Source organism: Actinoplanes sp. NPDC020271, assembly GCF_044388125.1.
Classification (GTDB): domain Bacteria; phylum Actinomycetota; class Actinomycetes; order Mycobacteriales; family Micromonosporaceae; genus Actinoplanes.
The window spans coordinates 198,513-215,029 of sequence record NZ_JBIRWQ010000018.1; the positions used below are offsets into that span (position 1 = coordinate 198,513).

Below are 16,517 nucleotides of genomic sequence, written 5' to 3' on the forward strand. Positions count from 1 at the left end.
ATGAGCGATACGCCCAAACCGGGGCGTCACCGGATGCGCATCAGCTGGATCCGGGAGTACCGCAAACGCCTTCTCGGCGGCGCCGTCGCGCTGCTGTCCCTGACCCCGTTGGTGTTCATGAACACCGCGGGTGCCGCGGCCGCGCTGCCACCGCAGCCGGGCACGTTCGCCGGCAAGGCCTTCGACGCCTGCGCCGCCCCGTCCAGCGCGACGATGGCGACGTGGCTGAAGTCGTCGCCGTACCGCGCGGTCGGCATCTACATCGGTGGTGCCAGCCGCGGTTGCGCCCAGCCGAACCTGACCGCGGCCTGGGTCCGCGAGCAGATCACGCGCGGCTGGAAGCTGATCCCGCTCTACGTCGGGCCGCAGGCGAGCTGCACGTCGGCCAAGAAGAGCGTGATCGACAACTCGAAGGCGGCCGCGCAGGGCACGGCGGCCGCGACCGATGCGGTCGTACAGGCGAAGGCTCTTGGCCTTTCGCCGAACAGCGTGCTGATCTATGACATGGAGGCCTACGACACGAAGAACGCCGCGTGTCAGGCCGGTGTGCTCGCGTTCATGAACGGGTGGACGTCGCGTCTGCACACGCTCAGCTACGCCTCCGGCTTCTACAGCAGCGCCGGGAGCGGCATCGCCGACCAGGTGGCGGTCTACAACAAGCTGGGCTACGCGCGGCCGGACTACGTCGACTTCGCCCGCTGGGACAACGTGGTGACGGTCTCCGACGCGGCGATCCCGAGCACGTACTGGACCGGTCACCGCCGGATGAAGCAGTATCAGGGCGGGCACCAGGAGACCTACGGCGGCGTCACGATCAACATCGACAGCAACTACGTCGACTTCCGCCTGATGCCGGCCACGCTGCAGAGCGACTGGAACCGTAACGGCTGGTCGGACCTGCTGGCGGTCACCACCGGCTCCAAGCGGCTCTACTCCTACGCCGGCAACGGCAACTACCTGGCGACGGCCGGGACGCTGATCGGCAGCTTCGGCGGCTTCGACCAGATCCTGCGGATGGACCTGGACAAGAACGGCATCCAGGATGTCGTCGCCCGGCAGACGTCGACCGGCGCGCTCTGGTTCTACCCCGGCCGCAGCACCGGCAAGCTGGGCAGCCGCAAGCTGCTCTTCAGCAACATGAAGTCGATGCGGGAGCTGACCGCGATCGGCGACTTCAACAAGGACGGCTACCCCGACCTGCTGGCTCAGCAGAAGGGCACCGGCAACCTGTTCCTCTACCCCGGCAAGGCGGGCGCGAAGCTCGGCTCGGCGAAGCGGGTCGCGACCGGCAACTGGTCGAACCGCAACGAGTTCACCGGCGTCGGCGACTTCAACCGCGACGGCTACCAAGATCTCGTCTGCAAGGTGATCAAAACCGGTCAGGTCATGCTCTACCGGGGCAAGGCCGGCGGGTTCCAGGCCGGCATCGTGATCGGCTCCCAGCCGGGCCTGCGTGAGCTCACCGGCATCGGCGACTTCGACCGCGACGGCTATCCCGACGTGGTCGGCGTGCAGGCCAGCACCGGTTACCTCATGCTGCTGCGCGGCGGTGGCACCAAGCTGAGCGGTGCCACCCGCATCGCCGGCGGTTACGCCGGCCGGTCGTTGCTCCTCTAAAAGATCAACATCATTGGCGCGTACGGCGGTGAGCCACCACGATCATCCGGGAATGGTCCCCGGTCAGTGGCTCACCGTCGTCGCCGTGGCCGGTGACCTGCTCGAAGCCCGCGGCGCCGAGCCAGTCCCGCAGCTCCGGGAAGCCGAAGAGCCGTTTCAGGAACGTCAACCGCCGCACCCGCCCGTCCCGGATGACCGTGCGCTCCACCTCGAACCGGCCGGTCAGCGCGTCCAAGCGATGCCGATCGACCAGCATGTCCCCGTTCTCCTTCGCGACCGTGACCCGTGACGGTGTCCACGAGGCCAGGAACTTCACCTGGTTGTCGAGGTCCATGGCGAGCCGGCCGCCGGGTCTGAGCACGCGCGCCATCTCGGCGAGGACCGTGCGGTTGGTGGCGTCGTCGAAGTAGCCGAACGCGGTCGACCAGTTCACCACCCGGTCGAAGCGCCCGGTCCACTCCCCCGGCAGCGCCCGCATGTCCCCCTGCACGAACTCCACGTCCGGAGCGTCCGCGCGCGCCCGGTCCAGGAACACCGAGGAGAAGTCGAGACCGGTCACCCGGGCGCCTCGCGCGGTCAGCGCCCGCGCCATCGAGCCGTGGCCGCAGCCGACGTCGAGCACGTTCGTCCCGGGTTCCAGCTCCAGCAGCCGCCAGGCCAGCCCGGCACCGTCATGGCCGGCGGGCACGGCCGGCCCGTGCGTCACCCGGGTCGCGCCGCCGGCGAAGAAGTGCAGGTAGTCGTCGTCGTACATGGCCGTGGCGTCGAACAGATCCGCTGTCACCCCGTCGACGGTAGTCGATCCCGATGGCGTCACGACGTGCCGTATCAACCGGACATATGACTCGCACTATCTTAAAATTGTGAGGTGATCGACTACCGGCTGCTGTTCCGGCGTGCGCCGACGCCGCTGCTGGTCCTCGATCCCGGCCTGATCATCGCCGAGGCCAGCGACGCCTACCTCGCGGCCACCCTCACCCGGCGCGAGGACATCGTCGGACGGCACATCTTCGACGCCTTCCCCGACAACCCCGACGACCCGGGCGCTGACGGCGTCGCGGCGATCAACGCCTCCCTGCAGCGGGTACTGCGCGACCGCGCCCCCGACGTGATGCCGGTCCAGAAGTACGACGTCCCGCAGCCCGGTGGCGGCTTCGCCACCCGTTACTGGGCGCCGCTGCACGCCCCGCTGATCAACGCCCACGGTGACCTCGAGTTCATCGTGCAGCGCCCCGAGGACGTCACGGCGTTCATGATCGCCCAGACCGCCGACGGCCGACTGGGCCGGCTCACCGAGGAACTGCGCCGGCGCATCGGGCAGGCCGAAGCCGAGATGCTGGCCCGCCGGCAGTTGCAGCAACAGCAGCACGAGACCATGCAGGTGCTCGTCGACAGCCTGACCACCGCGGTCTTCGGCTGTGACACCCTGGGACGGCCGGTGCTGTGCAACGACGCGGCGCGGGCGCTCGCCGGCGAACGACTGGACGGTGCCCCCGCCGCGCAGTGGCCGCAGCGGCTGCACCTGCACGACCCGGCCGGGCAGCCGCTCACCGAGGCCGGCAACCCGCTGGTCAGGGCGCTGCACGGGGAACACGTCCAGGACGCCGAGGTCGTCATGCGGATACCGGACACCCCGGCACGGACCTTCCTGATGCACGCCGGCCCGATCGAGGGCCGCGCCGACGTCGTCGCCGTGGTGGCGATGAACGACGTGACCGCGCTGCGCCGCGCCGCCCGCCTCAAGGAGTGCGAGCTGCAGCTCGCACAACTGCTCGCCACCGCCGAACCCACTGAGGACGTGCTGGTCGACGTGGTGCAACTGATCGGCTCGCTGATCGGCTGGGTGGCGGCCGAGGTCTGGATCGTCGACGAGGTCGGACAGGTGCTGCGCCGGGCCGCCGGCTGGACGGCCGGCGAACCGGTGCCGTCCGGCGACGAGCTTCCCACCCGGGCCTGGCGGAGCAACCAGCCGCTGTGGGCCACCGGCCCCGGTGACGACCGGGCCGCGCTGGCCGTCCCGATGTCGAGCGACGGGGTCGTGCTGGGCGTACTGACCTGCTACAGCGACACCACCGAGGCGCCCGACGACACCCGGACCGCGATCCTGACCGGGATCGGCGCGCAACTGGGCGCCTTCCTCGAACGCCGCCGCTTCGGCAACCTCGCCGCCGAACTGGACCGGACCCGGGACGAGTACGCCGCGTTGGTCGGCCACGAGGTACGTACCCCGCTGACCAAGATCCAGGCGTACGCCGAGCTGCTGCTCGACGAGCCCGGCCTCGCCGCCGACCACCACGACATGGTGCAGGTCCTGCACCGCAACGCCGGGATCCTCTCGATCATCGTCCACAAGCTGCTGGACGTCGCCGGGCTGCGCTCCGGCCACCTCGAGATCCACCGCCGGGCCATGGACCTGGCGTCGGTCGTCCGCGAGGCGGCCGACGCGGCCCGGGAGCGCGCACCCCGGAACGTGGGCATCGACGTCGACGCGCCCGCCACGGCGCCGATCCACGGCGACCCGGAACGGCTGCGGCAGGTCGCCGACGAACTGCTGAACAACGCGCTGACCTGGGCGGCGGAACCCTCCACGATCACAGTGAGCATCACCGCCGACGCGCATGCCACGGTGCTCAGCGTGTCCAACAGCGGCGAGCCGGTCCGGGCGGACGAACGGGACCGCCTGTTCGACCTGTTCTTCCGCGGCGACGCCATCCGGCACAGCGGCATACCCGGTTCCGGTCTGGGTCTCACCCTGGTGCGGGCCGTAGTAGAGCAGCACGGCGGCACCATCCAGGTCAGCGACCCCGCGGACCGCCTGACCGTCTTCTCGGTGCGCCTCCCCACCCGGCCCACAGCGTCGAAGTCACCCGGCGGCGCCCGGCCGTGATCACCGCCGGGCGGGCCGGGCGGCCGGTGGCGGGGTGAAGCTCCCGAACTCACGCTCCAGCAACCCGGCGAAACGGATCGGTGTGTGGTCCTCGAAAAGGGGCCCGATCAGCTGAACACCGATGGGCAGTCCCTGCCCCGACCGGGTGACCGGCACGACGGTCGACGGGAGACCGGGCGCCGTCGCGACGCCGCCCCACGCCAACTGGTCGAAGTAGTCGTGCTCCTCGCCGTCGATCGTGATCGTGCGCGCCGCCATCGGCTCGCTGTGGTCGTGCGGGAAGGCCGGGGTCGAGGTCACCGGTGCGAGCACGACGTCGACGTCCGTGAACAGCTCGGCCCACTGGGCCCGCTGGACGGCGCGAACGGTGTCGGCCGCAACCCAGTCACGATGGCTCAACGCCATACCCCGAGCCCGCTCGGCGGACAACGACGTGTCCGCCGGGTCGAGGGCGGCCGCGGCGGTCACCACGGCCGCGTACACCTCGGGCGGGAAGTTGGCCGCGAGGCTCGACTGGAGCAGTCGCATGTAGGAGCGGGCGCCCTCGGCCAGATCCGGCAGGTGCGGGCTGTGCCGCCGGACCGTCACCCCGGCCCCCTCCAGCCGCTCGGCCAGCTCGTCGAGCGCGGCGCGCACCTCGGACGAGACCGGGACGAGCGGGTGCCCCTCCAGCACCAGAACCCGGAACGCGCCCAGGTCGTCGTGCCGTGGTGGGCGCAAGGCGGCCCGGTAGACCCGGCCGAGGCCGGCGTGGTCGGGCTCGGCGAGCAGGTGGACCATCATCGCGAGGTCGCCCGCGCTGCGAGCCATCGGCCCGACGACGCCCAGGTCGCCGCCGAGCTCGGGCAGCGGCCGGGTGCCCGGGAACGTGTGCCCCCGCAACGGGAGCAGACCGATCGAGGGCTTGTGCGCGTACACCCCGCAGAAGTGCGCCGGCACGCGCAGCGAGCCACCGATGTCCGACCCCATCGACAGCGCCCCGAAGCCGGCGGCGAGGGCGGCGGCCGAGCCACCGGACGAGCCACCCGGCGTACGCCCCAGGTCCCACGGGTTGTTCGTGGTGCCGTAGATCCCGTTGTAGGACTGGAAGTCGCCGAGCGCGAGCGGCACGTTCGTCTTGCCGAGGATGACCGCGCCGGCCGCCCTGAGCCGGGCGACGACGACCGCGTCAGCCGCTGCCACGTAGTCCTTGAAGGGCGGAAACCCCCAGGTGGTGGGTAGCCCCGCGATGTCGATCGAATCCTTGATCGTCATCGGGACGCCGAGCAGTGGCCCGCCCTCGCCCCGGGCCCTCGCCGCGTCGGCCGCGGCCGCCGCCGCACGCGCACGGTCGAAGTCGGGCACGCAGATCGCGTTGATGTCGCCGTCGAGCCGTTCGATCCGGGCGATCGCGGCCGTGGTGAGCTCGACCGCCGACACCTCACCGTTCTCCATCGCCGTGGCCAGTCGGGCTGCGCTCGCGTACGCGTAGTCGGTCATGCCCTACAGGGTCCCCCATCGCGGCGGCGCGCGGGTCCCGCGCAAGCCCGCCGCCGTCCTGACCGCGGCGCTCGACCCGGCTGTCGCGCTGCCGCACCACTACGCGTTCCACAGCGGACAGCTCGGCGACCGGATCATCACCAAGGGCGACCAGGACCCCCGCCACTGCACCGACGCGCCGGCCCGCCTCGCGCCGCACGTCGCCACCCGCATCGTGCTGCCCGGCACACCGGTGACGATCCCGTGAACCAACGGGCGCGCGTCAGCCGATGATCGAGGCCCGGACGGTGTAGCTGTCGCGTCATCGTAGGAAGAGGTTGAGCAGTAAGGTCAAGCCGACTGACAGCAGGATCGAGACCACGATCATGCCGAGGCAGCCGGCCGGCCCGCCCAGGAACCGGACTTGCATGTTTCCGATACGCATGGGCGTCCGCCTACCCGGCGCGGGCACGATTACACCGGGATCGAGCGACCGGGTGCGCCCGCGGATCGAGGGGGGACCATGTCGGCACCGGCCAGGGTGTTGTTGGTGTTCGGGCGCGGCGTCGTGCGTACCGGGGACGGTTTCGGACTGACGCCGGGCGGGGCTGCCCGGGTGCGTGCGGCCTCCGACTACGTGGCGAAGCACCGCGGCGGGGAGCGGTTCCGGGTGGTCTTCAGCGGTGGCTGGCCGGAGGCGAGCACCGGCGAGGCCCCGCCACCGGTCGGCGCGCGCGAAGGGGACCTCATGCTGCGGGCCGCGCACGCGGCGGGGCTGGGCGAGCACGCCGATCTGTACGCCGAGACGCGCTCGCGCAGCACCCTGGAGAACCTGCTGCACACGAAAGAGGACGGGCTCCTGAGCGGGTACGCGTTCGACGCGCGCACCCCGCTGGGCCTGGTGACGCACGACTGGCACCTGCCGCGGGTCCGGTTCCTGGCCGGCCGGGTTCTGGGGCTGACCGGCGCGGCGCTGCTGGACGTGCCGGCGTACGGCGGGGAGGTGCACGACGACCGCGGTGCGTTGCTGCTGGCCCGGCTCGGCTTCCTCGGCGTACGCGCTGATCGGCTCCTGCACCGCGAACGGGGGATGGTCGCTGCCGGTCAGCTGGCTCGGCGGGTGATCAACGGCCGGCCGGGGTATAGACGCCGCACCGTTGAACAGCAGTGAAGGAGAACCGGTGCCACGCCTCGAGAAGACGATCGTCCTGCTCCCGGTGTTCAAGCCCGGCCCGCACCTGTCCGAACTGGTCACCGCGCTGCTCACCGAGGTTCCCGAGCCGGCCCGGGTGGTGATCGTCGACGACGGCACCGGCTCGGCCGCCGACGACCGGCTGACCGAGATCGAGGCGCTGGGCTGCACGGTGCTGCGGCTTGCGGTGAACCAGGGCAAGGGTGTCGCCCTCAAGGCCGGCTTCCAGCATGTACGGTCACAATTTCCGGGTTCTGCGGTGGTCTGCGCCGACGGGGACGGTCAGCACAGCGTCGCCGACATCCGCGCGGTCGCCGAGCGTGTCCGACCGGGCCGCATCGTCCTGGGTGTGCGCTGCTTCGACCGGATGCCGCCGCGCAGCCGGTTCGGCAACACCGTCACCCAGGCCGTGTTCCGGGCGGCGACCGGCCGGACCGTCACCGACACCCAGACCGGCCTGCGTGCCTACCCGGCCGACCTGATCGGCCGGCTCTGCGAGGTGCCGGGAGAGCGATTCGAGTACGAGATGAATGTGCTGCTGGACGCCGCGGCAACCGGTCACCCGATCGACGAGGTGCCGATCCCGGCCACCTATCTCGGCGGTAACGCGGGCTCGCACTTCAGCGGGCTGACCGATTCGGCGCGGATCTACCTTCCGTTGCTGCGTTACGCCGTGCTCAGCCGGACGGAGCGCGGGCCGGGGCCGGGACGGTCCGGGCCCCGGCCCGACACTCAGGGCCGGTAGACGCTGGTGGTGAGCCGGCAGGTGTCCGGCGAGGCGGCCACGTCGGAGTACTGCTGCCAGCCGTCGCCGATGTCGCGGCCGGAGATCGCCCACGCGCTGTCCCACTCGCGGTGCCGGTACTGCAGCAGGTCACCGTTGCCCGGCAGGCCGAACAGGGTGTTGCCGCCGACCGAGAACACGCCGCCGGTGAACTGCTGCCATCCGGCGCCCGCCCACACCTCTTTCGATTTCCACGTACGGCTCGTCGTGTCGAAGTGGTAGCGATAAAGCTTGCCGTCGGCGGCGGCCCGGGCGTAGAGCACCCCGGCGTCGGCGGCGATCACCTTGTCGAACTTGGTCCAGCCGGTGTCGATGGTCTGCTCGATCGGCCAGGTCCAGGTGCTCTCGTCCAGCCGTGACCAGATCAGGTTCCCGCCGCTGTCGATGCGGTAGAAGTCGCCCTGCCGGTCGACGGTGATCCGGTCGCTCCAGCCGGGCTGTGCGTACTGGCCGAACTGCGCCCCGAGCGAGCGCACCGGGTACGTCCAGCGATCCGTCAGGCCACCCCAGACATACTGGTAGAGCCCGTCGGCCTTGATGCCGTAGACCCGGCCGCCCGGCCCGCCGAGCACCTTGCCGAACTGGTTCCAGCCGGCGCCGATCGCCTTCTTGTCGTTCACGTACTCCCAGGTGGTGCTGGTGGTGGCCGGTTGGTGCAGTCCGTACAGGTACAGCTTGCCGTCGGGGGCGACGGCGTAGACGGAAGCGCTGGTGGCACAGTCGGTCGAGCGCGCGGTCGAGGTCAGGCCGAGGCCGCTCGGCACCGGGCGCTGCTCGTTCTCGGCCCCGCCGACCACCGACACCTCGGTGGCACCGGGCAGCCGGGCGACCAGCTTGGTCGACCCGCCGCCGTCGAGGCTGATCGCGTCGTCCGCCCCGAGCTGCTGGAGAGCCAGTGCCGCCTGGGCGAACGTCATGCCACTGTCCTCGTCACCGTTGGCGGCGAGCATCCAGATCTTCGTGCCGTCGGCGGAAAACCCGATCGCCGTACGGGCCCGGGTCGTGACGTTCGTGAAGGTTCTCGGTTTCCCGTCCACCAGCAGGACCCAGTCGGGGTGCGCGCCGATGGCGACCGTGGCCGCCGTCCGTTGCCCGGACCCGTCGACGGGCTGATAGTCGACGGTGACCGGGGTGCCCTCGGTGAGCCCGGCAAGCCGGTCGACCCCGGTGCCGGTCCCGACGAGCGCGACCGAGCCGGGCGCGACGGTGCTGCCGACGGTGTCGCTGACCTTGATGACCTTGCCCTGGCTGACGACGACCTCGCGGACCCGCGTGGCGGTGCCGGTGGTGGTCGTGCGGGGCGAACTGCCCCACAGCTCGGAGTACACCCCGACGCCGTTGGCGATCAGCAGCGGCGAGTTGAGCTGGTCCGCGGTGAAGGCCGGGCCGCCGGCGGGCGTGACGGTCGCCTTCAGATACAGCTGCGTGTACGCGGCGAGAGTCCCCGTGCCGTTGGGTGTGAAAGCCGCCGCCCCGTTGTAGCCGGCGGTGGCGGCACGCGCGCTGCGCAGCGTCCCGTCGCTGATGGCGGTGCCGTTGGGCGCGTTGGTGCCGTCCGGGTTCGGGTCCCAGAAGTCGCCGTTGACCGCGGCCACCGCGCCGGCGTTCTGCGCCATGGTCGGCACGGTGGCGATGCTGCGGCTGACGGTCGGCCCGGACAGGTACTTCACTCCGAGCGTCGGCGTCGTCAGGTCCGCCGCGAGGACCTGGACCGGAAGCGACGATCCAGTGCCGGTCACCGTGCTCAAGGTCAGCCCGGGAGCGATGGTCTTCGTGCCGGTCACCGCGACCGCGGCCGACGCCGCCTGGGCGGGCAGCGCGATCCAGGCGGTGGCGGCGGTCAGGCCGGCGAGCAGGAACGAGCCGTACTTCCGAGCAGGATGAATCGATTCCAAGAAGATCTCCCCGTGATCCGAGTCCGTCCCGGCAATCTACTGGAATCGATCGCCGGGCAGCTCAGGCGAGGGCCTGATTTATCTGGTACGTCGTCACGGCGGCGATGTGCGGGTCGGTGGCGGCGTAGGCGGTGTAGGCGATCAGGCCCGCGGAGAGTGCCCAGCCACGGCCGCGGAGCCAGGTCGCGTCGTCGACGGCGAGCGCCTCCCGGAACGCCGGACGGGTGCGGGCCGACATCAGCGTGAACGCCATCATCAGGTCGACCGCCGGGTCGCCCGCACCCAGGCCGCCGAAGTCGATGACCGCGCTGACCCGGCCGTTCCCGGCCAGCAGATTGCCGGTGTGGAAGTCCCCGTGGAACCAGACCGGTGGACGCTCCCAGCCCGGCGCGGCCAGGGCCTCGTCCCAGAGCCGGGTCATCGGCCCCGCGTCGAAGGCGTCCGCGGCCTTCGTTATCGCGGCGCGGGTCCACGGGTCACGGGCGGCCAGGCCGTCGTTGCCGGTGGGCGCACCGTCAACCGGCAGTGCCCGCAGCGCGCGCAGGAAACCGGCGAGCGTCTCCGCGGTCTCGGCCGAGTCCAGTGCGGTGGTCGCGGGCTCGCCGTCCAGCCAGCGGGCGACCGCCCAGTGCCACGGATAACCGAGGCCGGGCCGGCCGACCGCGACCGGCACCGGCACCGCGAGCGGCAGGTGCGGCGCGAGCCGGGGCAGCCACTCCAGCTCCTTGGTGGCCTGACCGATCGCGCCCTCGTGCCGCGGGAGCCGCACCGACAGGTCGGGGCCGAGCCGGTGGATGACGTGGTCGGAGCCGGCCGGGTCGACGAGCGTCAGCGGGAGGCCCGCCCACTCCGGGAACTGGTCGTCGACCAGTCGTCGCACCAGCCCGGTGCTGATGTTCTGCACAGGCTCCCCGTCCGATCGCGGTCAGTCGTCGCCTGAGAGGTTATGCCCCCGAAGAAGCAGCTTCACAACAGATTTTCCACCGCCGAGCACACCCGCCGGCCGGGCGAACCGGCTCCTGGCCCGAGCAGCAGCGTCCGACCACTCAGTAGCGGTAGGCGTCGACGAGTTGTTTCAGCTCGGCGGACATCCGGGCCAGTTCGGCTGCGGCCTTCTGCGTTTCACTGGCGCCGGCCGTGGTCGTCTGCGATTCGGCGGCCACGCTGGAGATGTTTTCGGCGATGCCGGACGAGCCGGCTGCGGCCTCGTTGACATTGCGCGCGATTTCGGCGGTGGTCGCGGTTTGTTCCTCCACCGCGGCCGCGATGGTGGCCTGGTACGAGTTGATTCCGGAAATGATGTCGGAGATCTTTTCGATCGCCCGCACGGCGGCTTCGGTGTCGTCCTGGATGGCGAGCACCCGATGCGAGATGTCCTCGGTGGCCCGGCCGGTCTCCTGCGCCAGGTCCTTGACCTCACTGGCCACCACCGCGAAGCCTTTGCCCATCTCGCCGGCACGTGCGGCCTCGATCGTGGCGTTGAGCGCAAGCAGGTTCGTCTGCTCGGCGATCGAGGTGATCACCTTCAGCACCTCGCCGATCTCGCGGCTGGAGTCGCCGAGCTTGGCCACCGTCTGCTGGGCTGCGACGGCCTCATCGGTGGCGGTCTGAGTGATCCGGGCGGCCTCGGCGGAGTTCGACGCGATCTCACGGATGCTGGAACCCATTTGTTCGGCGGCGGCGGCCACCGTCTGCACGTTGCGGGACACCTGCTCAGCAGTTGCGGCCGCGCCGGACGACCGCTCCGAGGTGGCGATGGCGCTGTGGGACACCTGGTTGCTCACGGCGGTGAACTCCTCGGCGCTGGAGGCCAGCGTGGTGGAGGACTCGGCGAGGCTGCGCATCGACTCGCGCAGTGACTGCTGGGCTCGTTTGAGGTCGTCGGACATCTGGCCGATCTCGTCCCGGCTGGTCACCTCGACCGGCGCGGTCAGGTCCCGGGCCGCCAACGCCCGCAAGGCGGCCCGGACCTGTCCCACCGGCCGGGTGATGCTGCGAGTCAGGACCAGCCCGACCACCGACAGCAGCACGATCCCCACCGCCATGCCCACGACGACGACGGTCTGGGTTGTCCGGGTGGCCGACTCGCTCGCCTGCGTGCGAACGCCGAGCAGGGACCGCTCCTCCTGATCCATCTCAGCGACCAGTGTGCGGATCTGATCCATGACCGCTTTGCCCTTGTCCTGCAGCACCACGGCGCGAGCGGCTTCGAAGCCCGTGGAGCCGCGCAGGTCGATCGTGTCCTGCATTTCGGCGAACTTCGCCGTCACCAGGGGCCGAAGCTTGGCGATCCGCTCCTGCTGCCGCGGATTGTCAGCGGTCAAGGTAGCTACTGCATCGATGGTGCCGGTGACGCTGTTCTTCGCGTCGGTGTAGGGCTGCAGGTAGCCGTCTTTTCCGGTGATCAGATAGCCGCGCTGGCCGGTCTCGGAATCCTTCAGCGTGGACAGCACCGTGTTCAGTGCCTCCAGCACCTGATAGGTGTGCGCGACCCTTTTCTGGTTCTCATTGACCGCCTGCACCTTGAGAAGGGATATCGTTCCGACTATCGCCATCAATACCAACGGTGTGGCGAATCCCGCGGCCAGGCGTCGCCCAATGCTGTTCGACATCGTCAGATCCCCCCATCGGCCGTCGGGGACTTCTCCGCCGTCGGACCACGCGACTCAACGTGACACAGCACGCGCGGCGCGACCATCAGCGCACAAGTCAGCCGGTCGGGGGCACGCCGCCGGGGCACCGGGCACGCACCCATCATCGCCTTCGGGCGGATTGGTGACTCCGCGTTTCCGCAAGTTGCACCGCATCCGGCGGGCTCGGGACCAGCATCAGCTTCGGTCGTACGGCTACCCTCCCCCGTAGGTAACCCCTGACAATGGCGAGGGCGGAACGCTGACATGGCCGGCTACTCGGGCACGCCGCTGTACCGCAAGCTCGGCATCGAACCGGGTCACCGAGTCGCGCTGCTCGACGCACCAGTCGGCTTCGCGACCGCTCTCGACGGTATGCCCGACGAGGTCACCGTCCTGCACGGCCTGGCCGCCGCCGCACCCATCGACGTGATCGTGCTGTTCGTGACCGGACGCCACGAGTTGCAGTCCCGCCTCGGCGAACTCAGACACGGCATGGCCCAGAACGGCGGCCTCTGGATCGCCTGGCCGAAGCGAGCGTCGAAAGTCCCCACGGATGTCACCGGGGACGTCATCCGCGAAGTGACGTTGCCGACCGGTCTGGTCGACAACAAGGTATGCGCCATCGACGGGATATGGTCGGGTTTGCGACTGGTCATCCGTCGCGAGAACCGCAGACCAGCCGACTGACGCACGTCGCCGGCGCTCCTCCGCCGGGGCGCAGGGCCGAGGGCCGCCCCTGCCACGGCCGGGAGTTCATCGCCCTGCCCCACAGCACCGAAAACACCAGGGCCAGCACTGCTCGCGCCTTCATCGCGCCGCGACCGTCTTGACCACGAATAGGCGCAGATGACTTCATCGCGATCACCGTCGATGAGCTCCGTCGCCTGCGCCACGCATCGATCGTCGAACCGGCCGGCCGCACCGCCGGCGCCGGCGACACCAAGCCACCGCAGCGCAGGGACAATCCGGGAACGCCGTCCGAGTGAACCCACTCGGACGGCGCCTTCGTATCGCTTCGACGGGCCTCGGCGCGCGCGGGCCGCTCGGCTGGGCCAGCTGCGGCGAAACGGGGCACTTACTCCCGGCGGAGCACCACCACGTGATCGACGGCGTGCAGCGGATGCGGCTGCGTACGACCGTGAGATCCCGAAGCTCGGGGAAGGCCGCGGGAGAAGGTCGAGCCGCGTACTGATTTGCCGGGACAAGTGCATTGGTCCATCGAAACGAGTCTGTGCGGCTCGCCAGAAGCTTGGGCGAACGGCCGGCTGTTTCGAGCATCTCTCATGATGCTCTGTCATATCCTGGTCGGAAATGCCGTGATAGTCGGTTCGCGTTTCAGCAGGACAGAGGTTCTCATGGCGCTGATCGTGGTCACTTCGCTGTTCGCCTTGATCTTGTTGTGGGTGTCGTGGCGGTACCTGCGTCGCAGGGATCCACTGCTGCGTGACGTGATGTGGATGTTCGCGTCGGTGGCGATGCTGTTCTTGATCGGGCTGATCAGGGTTTTCCTCGGTGCGCCGCCACGGTCCGTGATGACCTTCGCTATCGCGTTGTTGCTGGCGAAACCGTTGTTCACGTTGCGGCTGATGGGCCGGTTGCGTCCGCTGCGTGCGTGGTGGTGGCCGGTGGCGGCGGCCGCGTGGGCGCTGACTACGGTGCCGGTGCTGGCGTCGGAGACACGGCCGGTGCCGCGACCTGTGGTGTGGCCTTCGGTGCTCGTGTTCTTCGTCGTGGAAGCCTCTGCGGGGTGGTTGCTGGGCGTCGAGGCCCAGCGGCGTGGCGGGGCAGCGCGGGCACGGCTGTGGTCCGCCGCGCTCGGCACCGGTCTGCTGGCCGTCGCCTTGCCGGTGTCCGCAACCGGCCGGGAGATGGAGTCCCGGCTGCTGGCTTTGGTCTCCGGCGCTGTGTATCTGGTGGCGTTCGTGCCGCCGGGCGGTTTGCGGCGGGTGTGGTCGGAGGGTGCGACACACGCGCCGATGCGCCGGTTGCTGGCTGTGCCGGCGAACGAATCGAGCCGGACGTGGCACAGCTTCTGCGACGATGCCTCGGCGGTCCTGGGCGCCGATGCGGTGGTCGTGTTGATGCCGTCACCGGATCGGTCGGTGCGGGTAGTGGGCTGCGCCGCCGAGCCGCTGACCATGATCGAGTGCACACCGGCCGGCTTGGATGAGGTGCTGGCCGCCGATGACCCGATCGACGCCCTGGCGGGGTGGATGCGTCCGCCGGTGCCGGCTGTGGCGTTCGCTCAGGCCAGCGATACCCGGTTCGTCATCGCAAGACCGGTGGACGCTCCCTGTGGGCGGGGTGCGCTGCTCCTGCTCAATCGCTATCGAAGCTTGTTCGTCGAGGATGACGTGCAGGCGTTCGCTGAACTCGCTGGTCATGCCGCGGTGCTGGCCGGGCGGGCGCAGACGCTGGCCGAGCGGGAGAATCTCGTAGCGATGGTGGAGTCCTCGCACGACGCGATCATCGGCAAGACCCTCGACGGTGTGATCACGAGCTGGAACGCCGGAGCGGAACAGCTCTACGGCTATCCGCGGGACGAGGCTCTTGGCCGGCACGCGTCCTTTCTGTTCCCGCCGGGACACGAGGATGCCGAGGGACAGTTGATACAGCGCATCACCCGTGGCGAGAACATCGACCAATGCCGGGTGACGCGCCGTCGCAAGGACGGCACCGCGATCGCCGTGTCGCTCACTCTCTCTCCCGTCATCGACGTCGCCGGCCAGATCACCGGAGTGGCTTCGATCTCCCGGGACATCAGTGAACGCCGACGCGCCGAAGCGATGTTCGAAGGTTTGCTGGAAGCCGCTCCGGACGCGATCATCGGTGTCACCCGCGACGGCGCCATCACGCTGATCAACGCGCAGGCCGAACAACTATTCGGGTATTCGCGCGCCGAGCTGGTCGGCCAGCCGGTCGACGTGCTGGTCCCCGAGCGGCTACGCGCCACCCATGTGCACCAACGCGACGGCTACTTCCACCATCCGCGTAACCGCCCGATGGGCGCCGGTGCCGCGCTGACCGCCGTCCGCAAGGACGGCACCGAGTTTCCCGCCGAGATCAGCCTCGCCTCAGTCGATACGGACCAAGGCATGATCGTGACCACCGCCATCCGCGACGTCACCGGCCGCCTGATCGCCCAGGCCGAACGGGAGCGCTTGATCACCCAAGCCGAACGCGACGCCGGCGAACGCCGCCTGCAGCACGCCCGCCGGCTGGAAAGCCTCGGTGAACTCGCCGGTGGCGTAGCACACGACTTCAACAACATCCTGGCCGTGATCAGCAACTACACCGAGATGGTCCTGGAGGATCCCCGCCTGGAGCCGGCTGAGTTCGCCGACATCCGCAACGATCTCGGCCAGGTCGGCCGGGCCGCTGAACGGGCCGCCCGGCTGACCAAGCAACTGCTGGCTTTCGGCCGGCGTGACATCACCCAGGCCACCGTTCTCAATCTCAACCACGTCATCGGGGACGTCGAACAGATGCTGCGCCGATCCCTCGGCGAGCACATTCACCTGATCACCAACCTCGACCGGCAACTGTTGCCGATCCACGCCGACGCCAGCCAGGTCGAGCAGATCCTGCTGAACCTGGCCGTCAACGCCCGCGACGCCATGCCTGGCGGGGGCACGCTGTCCATCGATACCAGCAACGCGGAGATCGCCGACGACGACAGCACCGGCAGGCACCTGCCACCCGGCCGGTACGTGCGCCTGCGCGTCAGCGACACCGGCAGTGGGATGCCACCCGAGGTCATCGAACGGGCCTTCGAGCCGTTCTACACCACCAAACCGAAAGGCTCCGGCACCGGTCTCTGTTCCGCCCCGGGTTTGATGGAGACATCCAAACCTGGGAGAGAATCTCGCTATGGCGGCACCGAAGAAGTACCCCGATGAGCTGCGTGAGCGGGCGACCCGGCTGGCGGTCGAGGCCCGCCGTGATCCGGCATCCAGCGTCGGGGCGATCCGGCGGATCGCTGATCAGCTCGGGATTCATCCCGAAGCGTTGCGGACGTGGGTGAAGAAGGCTGAGGTCGACGCCGGCGATC

At 69.9% G+C, this 16,517-nt stretch carries 14 protein-coding genes; 8 read left to right on the forward strand and 6 right to left on the reverse strand.

The window, feature by feature from the left end:
• Nucleotides 1-1,617, forward strand: coding sequence for a glycoside hydrolase domain-containing protein (locus tag ACH442_RS32520; RefSeq protein ID WP_396341960.1), 1,617 nt, complete (start codon nt 1-3; stop codon nt 1,615-1,617).
• 10 nt (nt 1,618-1,627) lie between these two features.
• Here the strand turns inward: ACH442_RS32520 and ACH442_RS32525 are convergent, their stop codons facing one another.
• Nucleotides 1,628-2,401: a class I SAM-dependent methyltransferase gene (locus tag ACH442_RS32525; protein ID WP_396341961.1), complete on the reverse strand. Its 774-nt coding sequence runs from the start codon at nt 2,399-2,401 to the stop codon at nt 1,628-1,630.
• An 84-nt stretch (nt 2,402-2,485) separates the two neighbouring features.
• On the opposite strand from ACH442_RS32525, the gene ACH442_RS32530 reads away from it, so the two are divergent.
• The gene (locus ACH442_RS32530) at nt 2,486-4,504 is read left to right on the forward strand and encodes an ATP-binding protein (RefSeq protein WP_396341962.1); all 2,019 of its coding nucleotides are present in this window, start codon (nt 2,486-2,488) and stop codon (nt 4,502-4,504) included.
• Here the strand turns inward: ACH442_RS32530 and ACH442_RS32535 are convergent, their stop codons facing one another.
• Nucleotides 4,505-5,983, reverse strand: a complete 1,479-nt coding sequence (locus tag ACH442_RS32535) for an amidase (protein WP_396341963.1) — start codon at nt 5,981-5,983, stop codon at nt 4,505-4,507.
• Here ACH442_RS32535 and ACH442_RS32540 point away from each other — a divergent pair.
• Nucleotides 5,982-6,230, forward strand: a complete 249-nt coding sequence (locus tag ACH442_RS32540; protein WP_396341964.1) for a hypothetical protein — start codon at nt 5,982-5,984, stop codon at nt 6,228-6,230. The two genes, ACH442_RS32535 and ACH442_RS32540, sit on opposite strands and share 2 nt — an antisense overlap.
• Nucleotides 6,231-6,284: 54 nt before the next feature.
• Here the strand turns inward: ACH442_RS32540 and ACH442_RS32545 are convergent, their stop codons facing one another.
• The gene (locus ACH442_RS32545) at nt 6,285-6,407 is read right to left on the reverse strand and encodes a hypothetical protein (protein WP_396341965.1); all 123 of its coding nucleotides are present in this window, start codon (nt 6,405-6,407) and stop codon (nt 6,285-6,287) included.
• Between the two features lie 105 nt (nt 6,408-6,512).
• On the opposite strand from ACH442_RS32545, the gene ACH442_RS32550 reads away from it, so the two are divergent.
• Together ACH442_RS32550 and ACH442_RS32555 are read left to right on the forward strand one after the other, a co-directional pair.
• Nucleotides 6,513-7,133, forward strand: coding sequence for a YdcF family protein (locus ACH442_RS32550; RefSeq protein WP_396341966.1), 621 nt, complete (start codon nt 6,513-6,515; stop codon nt 7,131-7,133).
• 10 nt (nt 7,134-7,143) lie between these two features.
• On the forward strand, nt 7,144-7,899 hold the full coding sequence (locus tag ACH442_RS32555; protein ID WP_396341967.1) for a glycosyltransferase family 2 protein: 756 nt from the start codon (nt 7,144-7,146) through the stop codon (nt 7,897-7,899).
• Here ACH442_RS32555 and ACH442_RS32560 read toward each other — a convergent pair.
• The 3 genes from ACH442_RS32560 to ACH442_RS32570 form a co-directional block, all read right to left on the reverse strand.
• Entirely contained in the window at nt 7,887-9,833 is a 1,947-nt protein-coding gene (locus ACH442_RS32560) for a phosphodiester glycosidase family protein (protein ID WP_396341968.1), read from the reverse strand. The two genes, ACH442_RS32555 and ACH442_RS32560, sit on opposite strands and share 13 nt — an antisense overlap.
• 61 nt (nt 9,834-9,894) lie before the next feature.
• Entirely contained in the window at nt 9,895-10,737 is an 843-nt protein-coding gene (locus tag ACH442_RS32565; RefSeq protein WP_396341969.1) for an aminoglycoside phosphotransferase family protein, read from the reverse strand.
• Between the two features lie 142 nt (nt 10,738-10,879).
• The gene (locus ACH442_RS32570) at nt 10,880-12,355 is read right to left on the reverse strand and encodes a methyl-accepting chemotaxis protein (RefSeq protein WP_396341970.1); all 1,476 of its coding nucleotides are present in this window, start codon (nt 12,353-12,355) and stop codon (nt 10,880-10,882) included.
• 375 nt (nt 12,356-12,730) lie between these two features.
• Here ACH442_RS32570 and ACH442_RS32575 point away from each other — a divergent pair, with 375 nt between their 5' ends.
• From ACH442_RS32575 to ACH442_RS32585, 3 genes are all read left to right on the forward strand, one after another.
• Complete coding sequence (locus ACH442_RS32575) at nt 12,731-13,153, forward strand: DUF3052 domain-containing protein (protein WP_396341971.1); 423 nt, start codon at nt 12,731-12,733, stop codon at nt 13,151-13,153.
• Nucleotides 13,154-13,671: 518 nt separating this feature from the next.
• Nucleotides 13,672-16,365: a PAS domain S-box protein gene (locus tag ACH442_RS32580; RefSeq protein WP_396341972.1), complete on the forward strand. Its 2,694-nt coding sequence runs from the start codon at nt 13,672-13,674 to the stop codon at nt 16,363-16,365.
• Nucleotides 16,337-16,517, forward strand: a 181-nt coding sequence (locus ACH442_RS32585) for a transposase (RefSeq protein WP_396341973.1), incomplete at its 3' end; no start/stop codon positions are given. The genes ACH442_RS32580 and ACH442_RS32585, both read left to right, overlap by 29 nt.